Genomic DNA, 18,391 nt, shown 5'->3' with positions numbered 1-18,391 from the left:
GAGAGGGGTGCCGGCCGTGACCCAGCGCGGGTCTCCCGCCCTCCGCGCCCGGCCGTGGTGCGCCCGCGCGCGGCGGGACCTGCCGGAATGACCTGCCGACCCGACACGATCCCGCCGCGCGGGACCGCGTCGGTCAGAAGAGGCGGGTGCCGGGGTCGTCCAGGCCGCGCATCGCGTTGTAGTCCAGGACGAGGCAGCGGATGCCCCGGTCCTCGGCGAGCACGCGCGCCTGCGGCTTGATCTCCTGCGCCGCGAACACCCCCTGGACCGGGGTGAGCAGCGGGTCACGGTTGAGCAGCTCGAGGTACCGGGTGAGCTGCTCGACGCCGTCGATCTCCCCGCGCCGCTTGATCTCCACGGCGACCGCCCGCTCGTGGGGGTCCCGGGCCAGGATGTCGACCGGCCCGATCGCGGTCGGGAACTCCCGCCGCACGAGCCGGTGCCCCGGGCCGAGCAGCTCGATCTGGTCGGCCAGCAGCTGCTGGAGGTGCGCCTCGACACCGTCCTTGACCAGACCCGGGTCCACCCCGAGGTCGTGCACGACGTCGTGGACGACCTCGTGGATCCGCACGACGAGACGGTCGTCGCTCTTCGTCTGCTGCACGGTCCACACCTCCCGCACACCGGCGGCGGCGTCCTCCGCGTCGGGCTCGGTGACGACGAGCCGGCACGGCGGGCTCATCCAATTGAGCGGCTTGTAGGAGCCGCCGTCGGAGTGGACGAGCACCGAGCCGTCGGCCTTGACCATGAGCAGACGGGTCGCGAGGGCGAGGTGGGCGTCGAGCCGGCCGGTGTAGTCCACCGAGCAGCGGGCGATCACGGTACGCACGTCGAGACTCCTCCGGTCGGGCCGCTCCGCGGCACGAGAACTGTCCAGTCGGCCGCCTGGCGGTCAGGCAGCGCCGCGGTCGACGGGCGGGCTGGACTCCAGCCAGCTCGTCAGCCCGGAGAGCGCGGCGCTCTCCAGGGCGAGGTAGAACGAGTCGCCCCCGACGCGGCACTCCACCTCAACCGCGCCCCACGAGCTGCCGGGCAGCACGCGCCGCGACGGCGCGACGACCAGGTCACGACGCAGCCACCGGGCCGCCGGGCCGGGGCGCAGAGACACGATCCGGTACCAGTCGATGCGGTCGACGCCGTAGACGGCGACACCGCTCGCCCAGTCCTGGGACTCGGCGGCCCGCCACGCGCAGTCGAAGGAACCGACCACCCTGCTCAACCCACGCGCGCGGACGAGGAGCCACAGCCCGACGAGCAGCGCGAGCACGGCCGGCAGGACGAGGAGCCACAGCACCCACGCCCAGCCCACGGCCGGCCCCTAGTGCTCGACGGCGGCTTCGGCGTAGTCCGCGCGCCGCTCGTCCTGCTCATCGACGACGATCATGACGTCGTCGTCGTCGAGCGACACGAACCCGCCAAGGATGTCGACCGACTCCGTGGCGCCCCCCGCCTGGCTGATGTGGACCGTGCCGGGCCGCAGCACGGCGAGCACGGGCTGACGCCCGGGCAGGATACCGAGCGCGCCCTCGGCGGCCGGCACGCTGACAGCAGCCGCGTCACCACTCCACAGGGTCCGGTCCGGACCCACGATCTGCACCGTCAGTGCCACCTGCACTCCTTCACGGGCTCGGTCGCCGACCGAGCCGGGTCAGCGGGACTCGCCCTGGATCTTGGACCAGTTGCGCTCGAGGTCCTCGATGCCACCGATGTTGAAGAACGCCTGCTCCGGGATCTCGTCGTACTCGCCGTCGGCGATCCGACGGAAGGCCTCGACGGTCTCCGCGACCGGGACGGTCGAGCCCTCGACACCGGTGAACTTCACCGCGGTGTAGGTGTTCTGCGAGAGGAACTGCTCGATGCGGCGCGCACGCGCCACGGCGATCTTGTCCTCCTCGGAGAGCTCGTCCACACCGAGGATCGCGATGATGTCCTGGAGCTCCTTGTTCTTCTGGAGGATGGACTTCACGCGGGTGGCGACCTCGTAGTGCTCCTGGCCCACGAACTGCGGGTCGAGGATGCGCGACGTCGAGGTCAGCGGGTCCACGGCCGGGTAGAGGCCGCGGGAGGCGATGTCACGCGAGAGCTCGGTGGTGGCGTCGAGGTGGGCGAAGGTCGTGGCCGGCGCCGGGTCGGTGTAGTCGTCGGCGGGCACGTAGATGGCCTGCAGCGAGGTGATGGAGTGTCCACGCGTGGAGGTGATGCGCTCCTGGAGGATGCCCATCTCGTCCGCGAGGTTCGGCTGGTAGCCCACCGCGGAGGGCATGCGGCCCAGCAGCGTCGAGACCTCCGAGCCGGCCTGGGTGAAGCGGAAGATGTTGTCGATGAAGAGCAGCACCTCCTGCTGCTGCACGTCGCGGAAGTACTCCGCCATCGTCAGCGCGGACAGGGCAACCCGCAGACGCGTGCCCGGCGGCTCGTCCATCTGGCCGAAGACCAGCGCGGTCTTGTCGAAGACGCCGGCCTCCTCCATCTCGACGATGAGGTCGTTGCCCTCACGGGTGCGCTCACCGACACCGGCGAACACCGACACACCACCGTGGTCCTGAGCCACGCGCTGGATCATCTCCTGGATGAGGACCGTCTTGCCGACGCCCGCACCACCGAAGAGCCCGATCTTGCCACCCTGGACGTACGGGGTGAGCAGGTCGATGACCTTGATGCCCGTCTCGAACATCTGGGTCTTGGACTCGAGCTGGTCGAAGGCCGGGGGCTTGCGGTGGATGGGCCAGCGCTCGGTGACCTCCAGCCGCTCGCCCTCCTCGAGGTTGAGCGGCTCACCGGTCACGGAGAAGACGTGCCCGAGTGTGATGTCACCGACCGGGACGGTGATCGGACCACCCGTGTCACGGACCTCCATGCCGCGGACCAGGCCGTCGGTGGGCTTGAGCGCGACGGCGCGCACGAGGTTGTCGCCGAGGTGCTGGTTGACCTCGAAGGTCATGTCCAGCGTGCCCTCGCCCTGGCCGATGGTGGACTTGTCCACCGTCGCGACGATCGCGTTGTAGATCGCGGGGATCTCGTCGGGCGCGAACTCGACGTCGATCGTCGGTCCGGTCACCCGGGCGATCCGGCCGACGCCGGGCGCGGCCTGCTCGGTGCGGGAGTCGGTCGTCGTGGCAGTCATGTCAGTTTTCCTTCGGTGTGCCGGCAGTGGACTGGGTACGCACGTTCAGCTCGCTGCCAGTGCGTCGGCTCCCGAGACGATCTCGGTGAGCTCTTGAGTGATCTCGGCCTGTCGCGCCGTGTTGGCCAGGCGGGTGTAGGTGCCGATGAGGTCCTCGGCGTTCTCGACCGCGGTGTGCATCGCACGCTGGCGGCTGGCCAGCTCGGAGGCCGCGGCCTGCAGGAGCGCGTTGTAGATGCGGCTGCGCACGTACAGCGGCAGCAGCTGGTCGAGGACGGCGTCCGCGGACGGCTCGAACTCGTACAGGGGCAGCGGCTTGGCACCGGCCTCCGCCACGCCCTCGACGACCTCGAGCGGCAGCATGCGCCGCACGAACGGCTCCTGGCTGACCATCGAGACGAACTTGGTGAACACGATGTGGAGCTCGGCGACGCCACCGGCGTCGGCCGGGGCGAGGAAGGCCTGGAGGAGCGTCTCGGAGATGTCCCGGGCGAGCGCGGCGTCGGGCTTGTCCGACTGCCCCTCCCAGCTCTTGACGATCGTCTGGTCACGGAAGGTGAAGTAGCCGATGCCGCGACGGCCCACGACGTAGAGGTCGATCTCCTTGCCCTCCGCGGTGAGCCGCTCGGTGAGCTGCTCCGCTGCCCGCAGGACGCTGGCCGTGTAGGAGCCGGCCATCCCGCGGTCCGCGGCGAGGACGAGCACGGCCACGCGGTTGGTGTCGGAGCGCTCCCGCAGGATGGGGTGCCCGACGTGCGCGTGGGCCGCGACGGCCGAGGTCGCCCGGGTGAGGGCGATCGCGTACGGGCTGGCCTTGGTGGCCTGGTCCCGGGCACGCCCGATCCGCGAGGCGGCGATGAGCTCCATCGCGCGGAACATCTTCTTCAGCGTCTGCGTGGAGCGGATCCGCTGCTTGTAGACGCGCTGCTGGGCCCCCACTGTCAGCCCCGCTTCTCGGCGACGATCTGCTCCTGCTCGGTCTCCACCAGCGGGTCGGGCTCGGGGGCGGACGGCTCGGAGGAGAGCGTGCCCTCACCGGCGAGGAAGCCCTTGCGGAACTCCTCGACGCCGGTGCGCAGCGCCTCCTCGGTCTCCTGCTCGAGCTTGCCGGTCGTCGCCAGCGTCTGGAGGACCTCGGTCGTGCGGCGCAGGTGGTCGAGCATCTCGGACTCGAAGCGACGCACGTCGCTCGTCTCGACGTCGTCGAGGTAGCCGTTGGTGCCGGCCCAGATGGAGGCGATCTGGTCCTCGACCGGGAACGGGGAGTACTGCGGCTGCTTGAGGAGCTCCATGAGCTTCTCACCGCGGGTGAGCTGCTGGCGGGTCGTCGGGTCGAGGTCCGAGGCGAACATCGCGAAGGCCGCCATGGAGCGGTACTGGGCGAGGGTGATCTTCAGCGTGCCGGAGACCTTCTTCATCGCCTTGACCTGGGCGTCACCACCCACGCGGGACACCGAGATACCGACGTCCACGGCGGGACGCTGGTCGGAGTTGAACAGGTCCGACTGGAGGAAGATCTGTCCGTCGGTGATCGAGATGACGTTCGTCGGGATGTACGCCGAGACGTCGTTCGCCTTGGTCTCGATGATCGGCAGACCGGTCATCGACCCCGCGCCGAGCTCGTCGGAGAGCTTCGCGCAGCGCTCGAGCAGCCGGGAGTGCAGGTAGAACACGTCTCCCGGGTAGGCCTCACGGCCCGGCGGGCGACGCAGCAGGAGGGACACGGCGCGGTAGGCCTCGGCCTGCTTGGACAGGTCGTCGAAGACGATGAGGACGTGCTTGCCCTGGTACATCCAGTGCTGGCCGATGGCCGAGCCGGTGTAGGGGGCGATGTACTTGAAGCCCGCGGGGTCGGACGCCGGGGCCGCGACGATCGTCGTGTACTCCAGCGCGCCGGCCGCCTCGAGGCGACCACGCACGGAGGCGATGGTCGAGCCCTTCTGACCGATCGCGACATACACGCAGCGGACCTGCTTGTCCGGGTCGCCGCTGTCCCAGTTCGCCTTCTGGTTGAGGATCGTGTCGACGGCGATGGCCGTCTTACCCGTCCCACGGTCGCCGATGATGAGCTGACGCTGGCCACGACCGATCGGGATCATCGAGTCGATGGCCTTCATGCCGGTCTGCAGCGGCTCGTGCACGCTCTTGCGGTGCATGACGCCGGGCGCCTGGAGCTCCAGCGCGCGCATCGCCTCCGCCTCGATCGGGCCCAGGCCGTCGATCGGCTTGCCCGTCGGGTCGACGACGCGCCCGAGGAAGTTGTCCCCGACGGGCGTGGAGAGCACCTCACCGGTCCGGTGGACGGTCTGCCCCTCCTCGATCCCGGTGAACTCACCGAGGACGATGACGCCGATCTCACGCACGTCGAGGTTGAGGGCGAGGCCCAGGGTGCCGTCCTCGAAACGCAGCAGCTCGTTGGCCATGGTGCCGGGGAGGCCCTCGACGCGTGCGATGCCGTCACCGGCGACGGTGACGCGACCGACCTCCTCACCCACGGCCTCGGTCGGCTGGTAGGAGTCGACGAAGCTGTCCAGCGCCGCCCTGATCTCCTCGGGCTTGATCGTCAGCTCGGCCATTGCAGTTCCTTCTCCTTGGCGACCGGTGGTCGCGGTTCGTCAGTGATGCGGGTCTGGGTCAGCCGGCGAACCGGCGTCGGGCGTCCTGAAGGCGGGTGAGCGTGGTGCCGTCGATGACCTCGGCGCCGACCTGGATCCGCATGCCGCCCAGGACCTGCGGGTCGATGCCCACGTTGACCTGTACGGCGCGGCCGTAGGCCCGCTCGAGGATCTCCGCCAGGCGCGCCTCCTGCGCCTGGGTGAGCGGCGAGGCGGCCGTCACGTTCGCGACGAGCCTGTCCCGCCGGGACGCGGCGAGCTCACCGATGTGCCGGAGTGCGCTGCTCAGCGACCCGGCCCGCGGCGTCGTGATGAGACGCCGCACGAGCATGCGGGTCTCGTCGGACGCGCGCTCGGCGATGAGGGAGTCGAGCAGCCCGGCACGCCGCTGCGGGTCGATGTCCCGCTCGGCGAGCGCCGCGCGGAGCTCACGGCTGGAGGCGAGCAGCCGCTCGGTGCGGAACAGCTCCTCCTCCACCTCGAGCAGCGCGCCTCGCGACTGCGCGGCCGCGAGCACGGAGGTCACGCCGAGCTCCTCGGCCGCCAGGCCGAGGTCCTCGTCGGCGGACCACCGCGAGCGGACCATGCCGGCGAGCAGGTCGACGACCTCGGGGGCGACCTTCCCGTCGAACAGCTGCGCCACCAGGCGGGCCTTGGCGTCGCCCGACCGGGAGGGGTCGGACACGGCGCGCCGCAGCGAACCCGACGAGGCAAGGGTGTCGGCCACCTCGAAGAGCTGGGTGCCGAGCTCGCGCCCGCGCTCCCCCGCCTCTCGGAGGGAGACCTCCCACCGCTCGCTCGCCGCGTTCAGCGCGGCCTGGCTGCTCGCACGCATCACGCCTCCGTCACTCCTGCGACCTTCTCCCCACCGGGGACGCGGTCGGTCTGTGCGTCGAGCTCGTCGAGGAACCGGTCGATGACGCGCTGTCGACGCTGCTCGTCGGCCAGCGACTCTCCGACGATACGCTCCGCGAGCGTCGTGGCCAGCGAGCCGATGTCGTTCCGCAGGGTGGCGGACGCCTGCTGACGCTCCGCCTCGATCTGCCGCGTCGCGCCCTCGATGATGCGCTCCGCCTCGGCCTGGCCCTTGGCCTTGACCTCGGCGGCGATCACCTTCGCGTCCTCCTGGGCCTGCTCCCGCACGCGGGCAGCCTCGACCCGGGCCTGGGTGAGCTCGCGATCGATGTCGGCGCGCAGCGCCTCGGCCTCGGCCCGGGCGTTCTCGCCGGCCTTGAGCCCGCCCTCGATCTTCTCGGTGCGCTCGTCGAGGATCCGGGTGAAGACCGGCAGGACGTACTTGAGCAGGACGAGTGCGACGACGCCGATACTGACCAGGGACCAGACGATGTCGTAGTCCGCGGGGAGCAGGACGTTCGGCTGCTCCTCCGCCGCGTGGACCAGTGCCGCCGGCAGCATCAGAACACGAAGCCCGCAGCGAGGCCGATGAGGCCCAGGGCCTCGACGAGGGCCATACCGATGAACATGTTGACGCGCAGCGGGCCGGCCAGCTCGGGCTGACGGGCGGTCGCCTCCTGCGTCTTGCCCACCAGGATACCGAGACCGATACCCGGGCCGATCGTGGCCAGGCCGTACCCGATGGTGGCAATGTCGCCGGTGATCTCCACAGCGTTTTCCTTCCGTTGTTGTCCCAGGCTCAGGCCCGGCACGTTGACAGTTGGCCCGACCGGTGATGACCGGGCCGGGGCAGGTCAGTGAGCTTCCTCCGAGAGCTGGATGTACACCGCGGTGAGCAGGGTGAAGATGTAGGCCTGCAGAACGGCGATGAACAGCTCGAAGAAGGTGAAGGCGATGCCGGCGGCCAGGGTGAGCCCACCCAGGGCCTTGAGAGCACCGGCAGCCTCGAAGAAGAGGAAGTGGGTGGCGCCGAAGCAGAGCACGAGCAGGATGTGCCCCGCGACCATGTTGGCGAGGAGTCGGATCGTCAGCGTCGCCGGCCGCAGGATGAACGTCGACAGGATCTCGATCGGCGTGAGGATGACGTAGATGGCCTTCGGCACGCCCGGGGGGAAGAGGGAGGACTTCAGGTAGCCCCCGGCCCCCTGGGAGCGCACCCCGGCGGTGACGAAGGCGACGAACGCGATGAGCGCGAAGATCAAGGGGACACCGACCACCGAGGATCCCGCGATGTTGAGGAACGGGATGATGCCGGTGATGTTCATGGCGAGGACACCGAAGAAGATCAACGTGAGGACCGGGGTGTGGCGGCGGGCGCCCTCCTTGCCCAGCACCTCCTCACCGATCTGCACGCGGACCAGGTCCAGCGCCATCTCGACCGCGCCCTGGAAGCGACCGGGGGTCAGCTTCGCGCGGCGCGCGGCGAGCCAGAAGACCGACACGAGGACCACCGTGGCGATGAGGCGCACGAGCATGATCCGGTTGAACTCGAACAGCGTGCCCTCGAAGAGGATCGCGGGCGGGAAGAACTCCCCGAGGGTCGGGGCGTGGAAGCCTTCCCCCTCGCCCGCTGCGGTGTGGAGGCCGGCGGTCAGGAGGGGGAGGGTCGCGACGGCAGACAGGACGAACCCCCAGGGTGAGTGTCGTGATGTGCGGCGACTGGACCGCGGTGTTCAGGATCGCCGTAAGCCTAACGTATTCCCGCGACGGCCTCGGACGAGCCCCCGGAGCGCACCACGGGTGGGACCTCGGTCCCAGCGACCCCTCGGACCCCCGCAGCGAGGACCGAGCCGAACCCGCGACCGCGCGGTGTGGGTACGGGTGCTGGTCAGCCGCCCGATTGCCGGTCGTCCCGCCGGGCGCCGGGATCCACGTACGGGACGCGTGCCTTGAGTGCGCCGACCATCTCGATCGTCACCGAGCCGAGGATCCCGAGGGTCAGTGTGACGAAGAACACCAGGGGGTGGTAGAAGTCCCGGTCCCGCACGAGCACGAGGACGACGAAGACGACGAGGATCTTCACCAGCCAGCTCCCGACGAAGCTGGCACTCGCCGTCTGCAGTGGCTTGTCGGCGGTGGCCAGCATGACGGCCGCCGTCGTCAGCATGAAGAAGGCGACGATGCCGGCGCCGAGCGCCCCACCCCACAGGCCGGGCATCCCGGCGGCGAGGTAGCCGACGACGCACCCGCCGACGGCGAGTGCGGCGAGCAGCACCGTCATCCGCCGGAGCACCGTGCGGAACATGTCGCTCAGGGGGTTGGGGGTGGTCATACGGACTCCTTCGCGTGGCGGGACCGGCGCAGCCCGGGGAGCTTGCCGACGGTGACGAGCAGGGCGACGACGACGAACACGCCGCTGACGACGAGCACCACCTGGGTGTCGAAGACGACGAGCGCCGCGGCGCCGAACGAGATGACGGTGGTCCACAGGTACATGACGAGCACCGCGCGCCGGTGGCTGTGGCCCCAGGACAGCAGGCGGTGGTGCAGGTGCATCCGGTCGGGCTTGAACGGCGAGTTCCCCGCGCGCAGCCGGCGGAGCACGGCGAGCGTCATGTCGAGCAGCGGGAGCAGCAGCACTGCGACGGGCAGCAGGATCGGCACGAAGGCGGGCAGCACCTGGCCGGCGGTGAACACGGCGGGGTCGATCTGCCCGGTGACTGTGATCGCGGCGGCCGCGACGGTGAGGCCGAGGAACATCGACCCGGAGTCGCCCATGAAGATCCGGGAGGGGTGGAAGTTGTGGGGCAGGAACCCCACGCACGTCCCGACGACGGCGGCGATCACCACCGTGGCGAGGTTGGAGTAGTCCGCCGGGGTGGCGGCGCGGGTGAGGAGGTAGGTGTAGCCGAAGAAGGCCAGTCCCCCGATGCCAATCATCCCGGCCGCGAGCCCGTCCAGCCCGTCGACGAAGTTCACCGCGTTGATCGCGACGACGACGACGAGGACCGTCGCGACGAGGGACAGCCGGGCCGAGCCGATCGTCAGCCCGAACACGGGGAAGGTGATGAGCTGCACGCCCTGCCACGCGATAAGCCCGGCGGCGAGGATCTGCCCGGCGAGCTTGGTCATCCAGTCGAGGTCCCACACGTCGTCCGCCACGCCGAGGAGGCACACGAGTGCCGCGCCGCCGAGGATCGCCCACGGCTGAGCGGTGGTGAACACGCCGTCGAGGAAGGGCACCCGGGAGGCGAAGAGCAGCGCGACCCCGAACCCGGCAAGCATCGCCAGGCCGCCGAGCCGCGGCGTGGGTGTCGTGTGGACGTCCCGCGCGCGCACCGGGGTCAGCGCGTTCGTCGCCCTCGCCAGCCGCAGCGCGACGGGCGTGGCGATGAACGTCACGACCGCCGCGACGAGCATGACGAGCAGGTAGACCCTCACGGCCCGTCGGCACCGTCCCTCTCCACGTCACCGGCCGCGCCGACGTCCCCGGGGCTGCCGTCGGCAGCGGGCGTCCCACGGTCGGAGGTGTCGGTGGCGTCCGCCTCGGCACCCTGCGGCTCGGCGAGCTCGGGCACGACGGCGGCGAGCTCCTCCCGGCTCAGGGCGCCGGCCCGCACGATGCGCAGGGTGGGCCCGGTGGCGTCGATGATCGTGGAGGCCACTCCTCCACGGGAGGGTCCCCCGTCGAGGTACACCTCGACCCGGTCACCGAGGGCGGTGGCCGCCTCCAGGACGGTGGTGGCGGAGGGCTGTCCGTGCCGGTTGGCGCTGGAGACGGCGAGCGGGCCGGTCCGGGTCAGCAGGGCGAGGGCGACCTCGTCGTCGGGCATCCGCAGCGCGACGGTGCCACCGGTCTCGCCGAGGTCCCAGGCGAGGGTGGGCTGCGCGCGGCAGATGACGGTGAGGGGCCCGGGCCAGAAGGCCGCGACGAGGTCGTGGACCGCGGCGGGCACCTCGGTGGCCAGGCCGGCGAGCGTCGCCGGGGAGGGCACGAGGACGGGCGGCGGGTGCTGGCGCCCCCGCCCCTTGGCGGCGAGGAGGGCCGCGACGGCCTCGGGGTCGAAGGCCCCGGCGCCCAGGCCGTAGACGGTGTCGGTCGGCAGGACGACGAGGCTCCCGCGGGACAGGGCCGTCGCCGCGGCCTCGATGCCCTCGCCGCGGGTCTCCGGCACGGTGCAGTCGTACACGCTCACGTACCGGATCCTCCCACGCGCTCCGCTGCGAGGAGGACATCGGGCCGGCGTTCACCGGGTGCCTCAGTGGCTGACCGGCTCGGCCTCCGGCCCGCTGGCGTCCCGGGCCAGCACGAAGAGGAGGTCGGAGATCCGGTTGAGGTAGCGCAGCACGGGGTCGGAGACGTGCTCGCCCGCGTCCCGGGCGCCCACGGCGTGGCGCTCAGCCCGACGGACGACCGTGCGCGCGAGGTCCAGCTGGGCCGAGGCGGCCGTCGTCCCCGGGACGAGGAACACCGGCTGGAGGGGGTTGGCCGCGAGGCGGTCGTCGATGAGCGTCTCGAGGGCTCCGGTCATGTCGTCGGTCACGACGGACACTCCCGGCTCCAGCCTGTGCCGCCGCTCGGGGTGCGTCGCGAGGTCGGCGCCGACGACGAAGAGCTCCCGCTGCAGCCGGAGCACGAGCTCCGCGAGCGCGGTGAGCCCGGCCGCGCGGCAGCCGGCGCGGGCGATGCCGAGGACCGCGACGGCCTCGTCGACGTCACCGCAGGCGGCCACGAGCGGGGAGGCCTTGGAGATCCGGCCGCCGAGGAACCGGCCGGTCGTGCCGTCGTCACCGTGGCGGGTGTAGATACGTGCTGCCATGGCCGCAGCATGGCACGGCGGGGGCACGTGGGACCGTGGTCGCTTCCGTCGCGGTGCGGGCGCGGGCTATGGTCGGCCCAGGCCTGATCGAGGGGAAGCCGGTCGAAGTCCGGCGCTGACCCGCAACCGTAGGTCGAGACATGTCTCGACGAGCCGGAGCACCTCGGACAGTGCAGAGATCGGCTCTCATCCGTCGCGGTCTGCGGAGCGAGCCCGAGACGCCGGCACCTGCGTGCGCGGCGGTCCGGGCGTCGTCCTGGGACCGCCGTCCGAAAGGCGTGTCATGTCACTCCTCCTCCCCGGCGTCGCCGGTGTCGTCCTCGGTCTGACGGGCATCGCGCCGCTGTCGACGGGCGCGGCGGACTGCACCGACGGCGTCGCCGTCGTCGTCGACCTCACCGACGTGGGCGGCGAGGTGGAGGTCGGATGCGCCGCCGGGGACCCGGCGAGCGGCCGGGAGGCTCTTGAGCAGGCCGGCTTCACGCCGACCGACTCGATCCCCGGGATGATCTGCGCCATCGACGCCCGCCCCGACCCCTGCCCGGAGGAGTTCGACGGCTCGTTCTGGTCCTACTGGGCCGGTGAGGACGGGCAGTGGGTCGCCCACCTCGAGGGTGCCGACTCCGTCGACCCGGCCCCCGGCGACGTCGAGGGCTGGCGGTACAACGACGGCACGACCGGGCCGGGGCTCTCCCCCGCCGAGGTGGCGGCGGCAGACGCCGGCGCACAGCCCGGCGACACCGCCGACGAGGAGGCTGCGGACGAGGAGCCGGTGGCCGACGAGCCGACGGCCGACGCGGACGACGCCACCGACGCCGGCGCGCCAACCGCACTGTGGTGGGCCCTCGGCGGCGTGGCCGCGCTCGCCGTCGTGGCCGCGCTCGTGGTGCGCTCACGCAGGCGCTGACCGTGCCTGCCGTCGCCGCGCCGTCCCGCGGCCGGGTGCGCGGGACCGGTGTCCACCCGCTCGCCTGGTGGGCGTGGGCGGCGGGGGCGTGCGTCGCCGTCACCCGGACCGACAACCCGGTGGCGGTGGTGCTGCTGACCGGAGCGGTGGTCGTCGTCGTCCTGCGGCGTCGCAGCCCCTCCCCGTGGGCGCGCGTGTTCCGGGTCTACCTCGCCGTCGCGGCGGCGGTCGTCGTCCTGCGGCTCACGTTCCACACGCTCTTCGGGCTGCGGACCGGTGGCCCGGTGCTGCTGCCCCTCCCGCAACTGCCGCTGCCGGACTGGGCGGGCGGCATCTCCCTCCTCGGACCGGTCCAGGCGCCCGGGCTGCTCGCCGCGCTCTACGCGGCCCTCGGGCTCGCGGCGATCATCGTGTGCTTCGGCGCGGCCAACACGCTGGCCAACCCCAAGCACGTGCTGCGTCACCTGCCGGGCGCCCTGCACGACCTCAGCACCGCCGTCGTCATCGCGGTGACCGTCACCCCTCAGCTGGCCACATCGCTGCAGGGTGTCCGGCGCGCCCGCCGCCTGCGGGGCGTGGAGACGCGCGGCGTCCGCGCCGCGCTGCAGTACGTCCAGCCGGTGCTGCACGACGCCATGGACCGGGCGATCGCGCTGGCCGCGTCGATGGACTCCCGGGGGTACGCGCACACCCGGGCGGCGGCCTCGCGTGGTCTCAACCTCGTCCTCGTCCTGTCCCTCCTGCTCGCCGGGCTCGGTACCTACGGGCTCCTCGACGGGACGATGCCCCGCTGGCTCGGTGCGCCCGTGCTCCTGCTCGCGGCCGCCGTCGGGGCCGGCGCCGCTGCCCTGGCGTCCCGCCGCGTCCGCCGCACGCGCTACCGGCCCGTGCCGTGGACGGCTCGCGAGACGCTCCTCGCGCTGGGTGGTGCGCTCGCCGCCGTCCTCGTCGGCGTCGCCGACGAGCCCACGCGCACCGGTCCGCTCGAGTGGCCCGGGCTCCCCCTCGGCGTGGTGGCCGCGGCCGCGGTCCTGGCACTGCCCGCGCTGCGGACGGAGGCCGGGCGATGATCCGCTTCGAGTCGGTGAGCGTCACCTACCCCACGGGGGACGGGCCCGCGCTCCGCGACGTCGACCTCACGGTCGAGGAGGGGGAGCTGTGCCTGGTCGTGGGCCCGACCGGGGCCGGGAAGTCCACGCTCCTCGGGGCGGCCTGCGCCCGCGTCCCCCACTTCTCCGGGGGGCTGCTCGAGGGCCGCGTCACGGTCGCCGGCCGGGACACCCGCACCCACCTGCCGCGGCAGCTGGCCGACGTCGTCGGCGTCGTCACCCAGGACCCGCTCACGGGCTTCGTCACCGACACCGTCGAGGAGGAGCTCGCCTTCGGCCTCGAGCAGCTCGGACTGCCGGGACCTGTCATGCGCAAGCGGGTGGAGGAGACGCTGGACCTGCTGGCGCTGGCCCCGCTGCGGGACCGTGCGCTGCTCGAGCTGTCCGGCGGGGAGCAGCAGCGCGTCGCCATCGGCGCGGTCATGACGGCCCAGCCGCGGGTGCTCGTCATGGACGAGCCCACCTCGGCGCTGGACCCGACGGCCGCCGAGGACGTGCTGGCAGCGATCACCCGGCTCGTCCACGACCTCGGTGTCACCGTGCTGCTCGCCGAGCACCGCCTCGAACGGGTCACCCAGTTCGCCGACACCGTGCTCCTCGTCCGGGCCGACGGCACCGCGGTGCACGGCGCTCCCGGCCCGGTGCTCGCCGAGTCCGCCGTCGCCCCGCCGGTTGTCGAGCTCGGGCGGCTCGCGGGCTGGGACCCGCTGCCCCTGTCCGTCCGCGACGCCCGCCGCCGGGCCACCGGCCTGCGGGACGCGCTCGGTGCGGGGACGCCCACCACGGCCCACGTCCCCGCGCCCTCCCGCCCGGGTCGTCCCTTCGCGTCAGCGGGACCGGCGTACAGGGGCGACCGAGGAGTGAACGGGGCGACCCAGGCCGCCGGCGGCCAGGAGGACGTGGGCGGGCGCGCCATCGGCGGACCCTCGCTGCTCAGCGCGCGCGCACTGCGCGTCACCTACGGGCCGGTCGACGCCGTCCGCGGGCTCGACCTCGACGTCCGGGCGGGTGAGGTGGTCGCCGTCATGGGTCGCAACGGCTCGGGCAAGTCCTCGCTGCTCTGGGCGCTGCAGGGAACCGGCTCACGGTCGGCGGGCACGGTGCGGCTGCCGGCCGCCCCGGACGCGCCCGACCCCGCCACCCTCTCCCCCGCCGCGGCTCGCCGGCACGTCGCGCTCGTCCCCCAGACACCCGGCCACCTCCTCTACGCCGAGTCCGTCGGCGCCGAGTGCGCCGCCGCCGACGCGGGAGTCGCGCCGGGCACGACGGCCGCCCTGCTCGAGCACCTGGCGCCCGGCACCAGCCCGGACACCCACCCGCAGGAGCTCTCCGAGGGCGGCCGCCTCGCCCTCGCCCTGGCGGTCCAGCTCGCCGCCGACCCGCCCGTCCTGCTGCTCGACGAGCCGACGCGCGGCCTGGACTACGCCGCGAAGACCCGGCTCGCCGCGCTGCTCGCCGCGCGCGCGGCGGCGGGCGGCGCCGTCGTCCTCACCAGCCACGACGTCGAGTTCGTCGCCGGCTGCGCCGACCGCGTCGTCACCCTGGCCCAGGGTGAGGTCGTCGCGGACGGCCCGGCCCGCGACATCCTCGTCGCCTCGCCGACGTTCGCGCCGCAGACCGCCAAGATCCTCCACCCGCTCGGGTACCTCACCGTCGCCGAGGTCCGCGACGCGCTCGAGGGGGCACGATGACGACGGCGGTCCCCCTCCCTCCGCGGACCCTCGCGGCACTCGCCGTGACGGGCGTCGTCGGCCTGCTCATCTTCCTGTGGCCGCTCGCCCTCACCGTGCCGACCACGGACGTCGCCCACATCCCGGTCGTCCTCGGCGTGGTGCTCCTCCTCGTCCTCACCGTGCTGCTCGTCGCCATCTCCGACGGCGGCATCGACGTCAAGGCGGTGGCCCTGCTGGGGCTGCTCTCCGCCGTCGGGGCGGTCCTGCGGCCCCTGGCGGCGGGGACGGCGGGAATCGAGACGGTGTTCCTGCCGCTCGTCCTCGGTGGCCGGGTGCTGGGACCGGGCTTCGGCTTCGTGCTGGGCTCCACGACGCTGTTCGCCTCCGCGCTGCTCACCGGCGGGGTCGGGCCGTGGCTGCCCTACCAGATGCTCGCGGCGTCCTGGCTGGCGATGGGCGCCGGGCTACTGCCGCGCCGGGTGCGCGGCAGGCGGGAGATCGCCCTGCTCGTCGGCTACGGCGTGCTCGCCTCCTTCGCGTACGGGCTGGCGATGAACTTCTCCTTCTGGCCCTTCCAGCTCGGCCTCGGGACCGAGCTGTCCTTCGTCCCGGGCGGTGGGCTCGGTGAGAACCTCCACCGCTTCGTCCTCTACAGCCTCGCGACCTCCCTCGTCTGGGAGATCGGGCGGGCGACGACGACGGCGCTCGGCATCGTCGTCGTCGGCAGGCCGGTCCTCGCGACCCTGCGCCGCGGCGCCGTCCGTGCCGGTTTCGCTCCCCCGCCCGACGTCCGGGTCGACCGGCCGGCGGACCTCAGCGGGTGAGAGACTTCTCCCCGATGTCCGCTCACCTGCGCCGCGCGGTGCTCGCGCTGGCCGTCGTCGTCCACCTCGCCGTGCTGTACGCGCCGCGGGTGCCGAGCGTCGGCGCGGCCGGCGTCCCCGGCTCCGACAAGCTCGCCCACGCGGGGGTCTTCGCGCTCGTCGTCGCCGCTGCGATGTGGGCGGGGATCCCGGCGCGGTGGGTCGTCCCGATCGCCCTGGGCCATGCCGTCGTGAGCGAGGTGGTCCAGCACCTGCTGCTGCCGGCGCGCTCGGGCGACGTGTGGGACTCGGTCGCCGACGTCGTCGGGGTGGGGCTGGGCTGGGCGCTCGCGAAGCTGGTCAGGCGCCGGCGCGGCGGGCGACGACCATCCGGTCCCGGCCGCTGAGGTCGCGCACCGTCCGGACGTCGACGAAGGCCCCCGTCCCGGCCGCGGCCTCCCGGACCGCGGCGGCCTGCACCTCCGCGTGCTCCATGACCACGGTCCCGCCGGGCCGCAGCAGCCGGGCCGCGCTCCGCAGCACGGCGCGGGGGACGTCGAGACCGTCCGCCCCCCCGCCGTAGAGCGCGAGGTCCGGGTCGTGCTCGCGCACCTCCGGGTCCCGCGGGACGGCGTCGGGCGGCACGTAGGGCGGGTTGGAGACGACGACGTCGACGGTGCCGTCCAGCTCGGGGAGCGCGGTCGCGGCGTCCCCGGCGACGAGGGTGACGTGCGGGGCCAGCGCGGCGACGTTGCCGCGGGCCACGGCCAGGGCATCGGCGCTCAGCTCCACGGCCCAGACCTCGGCGGAGCGCACCTCCGTCGCGACGGCGAGGGCGATGGCACCCGAGCCGGTGCACAGGTCCACGACGCGGGGCGCCGCGTGCTGCCGGGCCGCGGCGATCGCCTCCTCGGCGACGAGCTCGGTCTCGGGCCGGACGACGAAGGCGCCCGGCGCGGACGTGAGACGGAGGTAGCGGAAGAACATCTCACCGGTGAGGTGCTGGAGCGGCTCGCGGCGGCGTCGCCGGTCGACGAGGCCGGCGAAGGCGGCGAGCTGCTCCCCCGTCGGCGGGCCCGCAACCACGAGCGCGGCGTCGGTGACGTGCTCGGCCAGCAGCCGCGCGTCGACGTCCGGGGAGGGCACCCCGGCAGCCGCGAGCAGCTCCGTGGCCGCCCGCACCGCGTCGCGCCAGGAGACGGGACCGGCCGGACCGTCGCCGCCGCGGACGGCGCCGGTGGGTGCCGGGTCAGGCATTCGGCTCGGCGGCCGCGGCGAGCCGCTCGACGGCGTCGAGCTCGACGGCGGAGGCGATGACGGCGGCGAGGTCGCCGTCGAGCACGTGGTCGAGGTTGTAGGCCTTGAAGCCGGTGCGGTGGTCGGCGATGCGGTTCTCGGGGTAGTTGTACGTGCGGATCCGCTCCGAGCGGTCCACGGTGCGCACCTGCGAGCGGCGGGTCGCCGACGCCGCGGCGTCTGCCTCCTCCTGGCGGGCGGCGAGCAGCCGCGCCCGCAGCACGCGCATCGCGGCCTCGCGGTTCTGCAGCTGGGACTTCTCGTTCTGCATCGACACGACGATGCCGGTCGGCACGTGGGTGATGCGGACGGCGGAGTCGGTGGTGTTGACGCTCTGCCCGCCCGGGCCCGAGGAGCGGTAGACGTCGATGCGCAGGTCGTTCTGGTCGATCTCCACCTCGCCCGGGTCGTCGACCTCCGGCAGCACGAGCACGCCGGCCGCCGAGGTGTGGATGCGGCCCTGGGACTCGGTGACGGGCACCCGCTGGACCCGGTGGACGCCGCCCTCGTACTTGAGGCTGGCCCACACGCCGTCGGCGGCGTCCTCCAGGGCTCCGCGGGACTTCACCGCCACGGCGACGTCCTTGTACCCCCCGAGGTCGGACTCGGTGGCGGAGAGCAGCTGGGTGCTCCACCCGCGCCGCTCGGCGTACCGCAGGTACATCCGCAGGAGGTCCCCCGCGAAGAGCGCGGACTCCTCCCCGCCTTCCCCGGCCTTGATCTCCAGGATGACGTCCCGGCCGTCGTCGGGGTCGCGCGGGACCAGCACGCTGCGCAGGTGCTCCGCGGCGTCGTCGGCGGCCTGACGCAGGGTCGGCAGCTCGGCCGCGAAGGACTCGTCCACCTCGGCGAGCTCGGCCGCGGCACCGACGTCGTCAGCGGCCCGTCGCCAGTCGGTGTAGGCGGTGACGACGCGGGTGAGCTCCGCGTAGCGGCGGCCCAGGCGCTTGGCGCGCCCGGCGTCGGCGTGCACGCCGGGGTCCGCGAGCGCGCGCTCGATCTCGGCGTGCTCGGCGATCATCGGCTCGACGGCCGCGAAGTCATCGCTCACAGCGCTCTCCTCTCGGGTCCTGCGTCCGGCCGTGGCCGGAGCGTGTGGACGTCCGGTCCTGAGCGGACCGGCATCCCACACGGTGCCGGGTGTGGCCCCCGGGCAGACGACAGCGCCGGTGGGATGGTCCCACCGGCG

General features: G+C 73.0%; 21 protein-coding genes and 1 riboswitch. Of the genes, 5 read left to right on the top strand and 16 right to left on the bottom strand.

The window, feature by feature from the left end:
* Positions 1-133: 133 nt before the first annotated feature.
* The 14 genes from nucS to VR894_RS02815 form a co-directional block, all read right to left on the bottom strand.
* Positions 134-829 (bottom strand): endonuclease NucS, encoded by a 696-nt coding sequence (nucS, locus tag VR894_RS02880; protein WP_324649799.1) that lies wholly within the window; start codon positions 827-829, stop codon positions 134-136.
* 63 nt (positions 830-892) lie between these two features.
* Positions 893-1,309 carry a DUF2550 family protein gene (locus VR894_RS02875; protein WP_324649798.1) on the bottom strand — a complete coding sequence of 139 codons (417 nt, stop codon included), beginning with the start codon at positions 1,307-1,309 and terminating at the stop codon, positions 893-895.
* Positions 1,310-1,318: 9 nt separating this feature from the next.
* A complete protein-coding gene (locus tag VR894_RS02870; protein WP_324649797.1) occupies positions 1,319-1,609 on the bottom strand; it encodes a F0F1 ATP synthase subunit epsilon in 291 nt (96 codons plus the stop codon).
* Between the two features lie 39 nt (positions 1,610-1,648).
* Positions 1,649-3,124: a F0F1 ATP synthase subunit beta gene (gene atpD / locus VR894_RS02865; protein ID WP_324649796.1), complete on the bottom strand. Its 1,476-nt coding sequence runs from the start codon at positions 3,122-3,124 to the stop codon at positions 1,649-1,651.
* Positions 3,125-3,169: 45 nt separating this feature from the next.
* Positions 3,170-4,063, bottom strand: a complete 894-nt coding sequence (locus VR894_RS02860) for a F0F1 ATP synthase subunit gamma (RefSeq protein WP_324649795.1) — start codon at positions 4,061-4,063, stop codon at positions 3,170-3,172.
* Positions 4,064-4,065: 2 nt separating this feature from the next.
* Positions 4,066-5,700 (bottom strand): F0F1 ATP synthase subunit alpha, encoded by a 1,635-nt coding sequence (gene atpA / locus VR894_RS02855; RefSeq protein ID WP_324649794.1) that lies wholly within the window; start codon positions 5,698-5,700, stop codon positions 4,066-4,068.
* Positions 5,701-5,758: 58 nt separating this feature from the next.
* Positions 5,759-6,574 (bottom strand): F0F1 ATP synthase subunit delta, encoded by an 816-nt coding sequence (locus VR894_RS02850; protein WP_324649793.1) that lies wholly within the window; start codon positions 6,572-6,574, stop codon positions 5,759-5,761.
* Positions 6,574-7,155, bottom strand: a complete 582-nt coding sequence (locus VR894_RS02845) for a F0F1 ATP synthase subunit B (RefSeq protein WP_324649792.1) — start codon at positions 7,153-7,155, stop codon at positions 6,574-6,576. Before VR894_RS02845 ends, VR894_RS02850 begins: the two co-directional genes overlap by 1 nt.
* Complete coding sequence (atpE, locus tag VR894_RS02840) at positions 7,155-7,364, bottom strand: ATP synthase F0 subunit C (RefSeq protein ID WP_324649791.1); 210 nt, start codon at positions 7,362-7,364, stop codon at positions 7,155-7,157. Before atpE ends, VR894_RS02845 begins: the two co-directional genes overlap by 1 nt.
* A gap of 84 nt (positions 7,365-7,448) precedes the next feature.
* The gene (gene atpB / locus VR894_RS02835) at positions 7,449-8,150 is read right to left on the bottom strand and encodes a F0F1 ATP synthase subunit A (protein WP_324650045.1); all 702 of its coding nucleotides are present in this window, start codon (positions 8,148-8,150) and stop codon (positions 7,449-7,451) included.
* A gap of 332 nt (positions 8,151-8,482) precedes the next feature.
* Positions 8,483-8,926 carry a hypothetical protein gene (locus tag VR894_RS02830; protein WP_324649790.1) on the bottom strand — a complete coding sequence of 148 codons (444 nt, stop codon included), beginning with the start codon at positions 8,924-8,926 and terminating at the stop codon, positions 8,483-8,485.
* On the bottom strand, positions 8,923-10,035 hold the full coding sequence (locus tag VR894_RS02825) for an MraY family glycosyltransferase (RefSeq protein WP_324649789.1): 1,113 nt from the start codon (positions 10,033-10,035) through the stop codon (positions 8,923-8,925). Before VR894_RS02825 ends, VR894_RS02830 begins: the two co-directional genes overlap by 4 nt.
* Positions 10,032-10,790 carry an L-threonylcarbamoyladenylate synthase gene (locus tag VR894_RS02820; RefSeq protein ID WP_416380792.1) on the bottom strand — a complete coding sequence of 253 codons (759 nt, stop codon included), beginning with the start codon at positions 10,788-10,790 and terminating at the stop codon, positions 10,032-10,034. The genes VR894_RS02825 and VR894_RS02820 overlap by 4 nt, the downstream gene beginning before the upstream one ends.
* A gap of 63 nt (positions 10,791-10,853) precedes the next feature.
* Complete coding sequence (locus VR894_RS02815; RefSeq protein WP_324649788.1) at positions 10,854-11,414, bottom strand: cob(I)yrinic acid a,c-diamide adenosyltransferase; 561 nt, start codon at positions 11,412-11,414, stop codon at positions 10,854-10,856.
* Between the two features lie 92 nt (positions 11,415-11,506).
* Positions 11,507-11,577: riboswitch (cobalamin riboswitch) on the top strand.
* Positions 11,578-11,697: 120 nt separating this feature from the next.
* Between VR894_RS02815 and VR894_RS02810 the strand changes: the two genes are divergently transcribed.
* Genes VR894_RS02810 through VR894_RS02790 form a run of 5 tightly spaced genes read left to right on the top strand, consistent with a single transcriptional unit; the run spans position 11,698 to position 16,313 of the window.
* On the top strand, positions 11,698-12,321 hold the full coding sequence (locus VR894_RS02810; protein WP_324649787.1) for a hypothetical protein: 624 nt from the start codon (positions 11,698-11,700) through the stop codon (positions 12,319-12,321).
* A 2-nt stretch (positions 12,322-12,323) separates the two neighbouring features.
* Positions 12,324-13,391, top strand: a complete 1,068-nt coding sequence (locus VR894_RS02805) for a CbiQ family ECF transporter T component (RefSeq protein WP_324649786.1) — start codon at positions 12,324-12,326, stop codon at positions 13,389-13,391.
* The gene (locus VR894_RS02800; protein ID WP_324649785.1) at positions 13,388-15,121 is read left to right on the top strand and encodes an ABC transporter ATP-binding protein; all 1,734 of its coding nucleotides are present in this window, start codon (positions 13,388-13,390) and stop codon (positions 15,119-15,121) included. Before VR894_RS02805 ends, VR894_RS02800 begins: the two co-directional genes overlap by 4 nt.
* Complete coding sequence (locus VR894_RS02795; RefSeq protein ID WP_324649784.1) at positions 15,118-15,927, top strand: ECF transporter S component; 810 nt, start codon at positions 15,118-15,120, stop codon at positions 15,925-15,927. Before VR894_RS02800 ends, VR894_RS02795 begins: the two co-directional genes overlap by 4 nt.
* 14 nt (positions 15,928-15,941) lie before the next feature.
* Complete coding sequence (locus VR894_RS02790) at positions 15,942-16,313, top strand: VanZ family protein (RefSeq protein WP_324649783.1); 372 nt, start codon at positions 15,942-15,944, stop codon at positions 16,311-16,313.
* Here VR894_RS02790 and prmC read toward each other — a convergent pair.
* Together prmC and prfA are read right to left on the bottom strand one after the other, a co-directional pair.
* The gene (prmC, locus tag VR894_RS02785; RefSeq protein WP_324649782.1) at positions 16,267-17,163 is read right to left on the bottom strand and encodes a peptide chain release factor N(5)-glutamine methyltransferase; all 897 of its coding nucleotides are present in this window, start codon (positions 17,161-17,163) and stop codon (positions 16,267-16,269) included. The two genes, VR894_RS02790 and prmC, sit on opposite strands and share 47 nt — an antisense overlap.
* Complete coding sequence (gene prfA / locus VR894_RS02780) at positions 17,156-18,253, bottom strand: peptide chain release factor 1 (protein ID WP_324649781.1); 1,098 nt, start codon at positions 18,251-18,253, stop codon at positions 17,156-17,158. Before prfA ends, prmC begins: the two co-directional genes overlap by 8 nt.
* Positions 18,254-18,391 lie beyond the last annotated feature (138 nt).

This window comes from Georgenia sp. H159 (genome assembly GCF_035607575.1).
GTDB lineage: Bacteria > Actinomycetota > Actinomycetes > Actinomycetales > Actinomycetaceae > Oceanitalea.
Note: the sequence above shows the minus strand (reverse complement) of the source record. Positions and strands in the feature narration are given on the sequence as shown.

Excerpts from the sequence above, each read along its gene's own strand:
- atpD (WP_324649796.1), bottom strand. The coding sequence starts at position 3,124 with ATGACTGCCACGACGACCGACTCCCGCACCGAGCAGGCCGCGCCCGGC.
- atpA (WP_324649794.1), bottom strand. The coding sequence starts at position 5,700 with ATGGCCGAGCTGACGATCAAGCCCGAGGAGATCAGGGCGGCGCTGGAC.
- VR894_RS02850 (WP_324649793.1), bottom strand. The coding sequence starts at position 6,574 with ATGCGTGCGAGCAGCCAGGCCGCGCTGAACGCGGCGAGCGAGCGGTGG.
- VR894_RS02845 (WP_324649792.1), bottom strand. The coding sequence starts at position 7,155 with ATGCTGCCGGCGGCACTGGTCCACGCGGCGGAGGAGCAGCCGAACGTC.
- VR894_RS02830 (WP_324649790.1), bottom strand. The coding sequence starts at position 8,926 with ATGACCACCCCCAACCCCCTGAGCGACATGTTCCGCACGGTGCTCCGG.
- VR894_RS02815 (WP_324649788.1), bottom strand. The coding sequence starts at position 11,414 with ATGGCAGCACGTATCTACACCCGCCACGGTGACGACGGCACGACCGGC.
- VR894_RS02810 (WP_324649787.1), top strand. The coding sequence starts at position 11,698 with ATGTCACTCCTCCTCCCCGGCGTCGCCGGTGTCGTCCTCGGTCTGACG.
- VR894_RS02800 (WP_324649785.1), top strand. The coding sequence starts at position 13,388 with ATGATCCGCTTCGAGTCGGTGAGCGTCACCTACCCCACGGGGGACGGG.
- VR894_RS02795 (WP_324649784.1), top strand. The coding sequence starts at position 15,118 with ATGACGACGGCGGTCCCCCTCCCTCCGCGGACCCTCGCGGCACTCGCC.
- VR894_RS02790 (WP_324649783.1), top strand. The coding sequence starts at position 15,942 with ATGTCCGCTCACCTGCGCCGCGCGGTGCTCGCGCTGGCCGTCGTCGTC.
- prmC (WP_324649782.1), bottom strand. The coding sequence starts at position 17,163 with ATGCCTGACCCGGCACCCACCGGCGCCGTCCGCGGCGGCGACGGTCCG.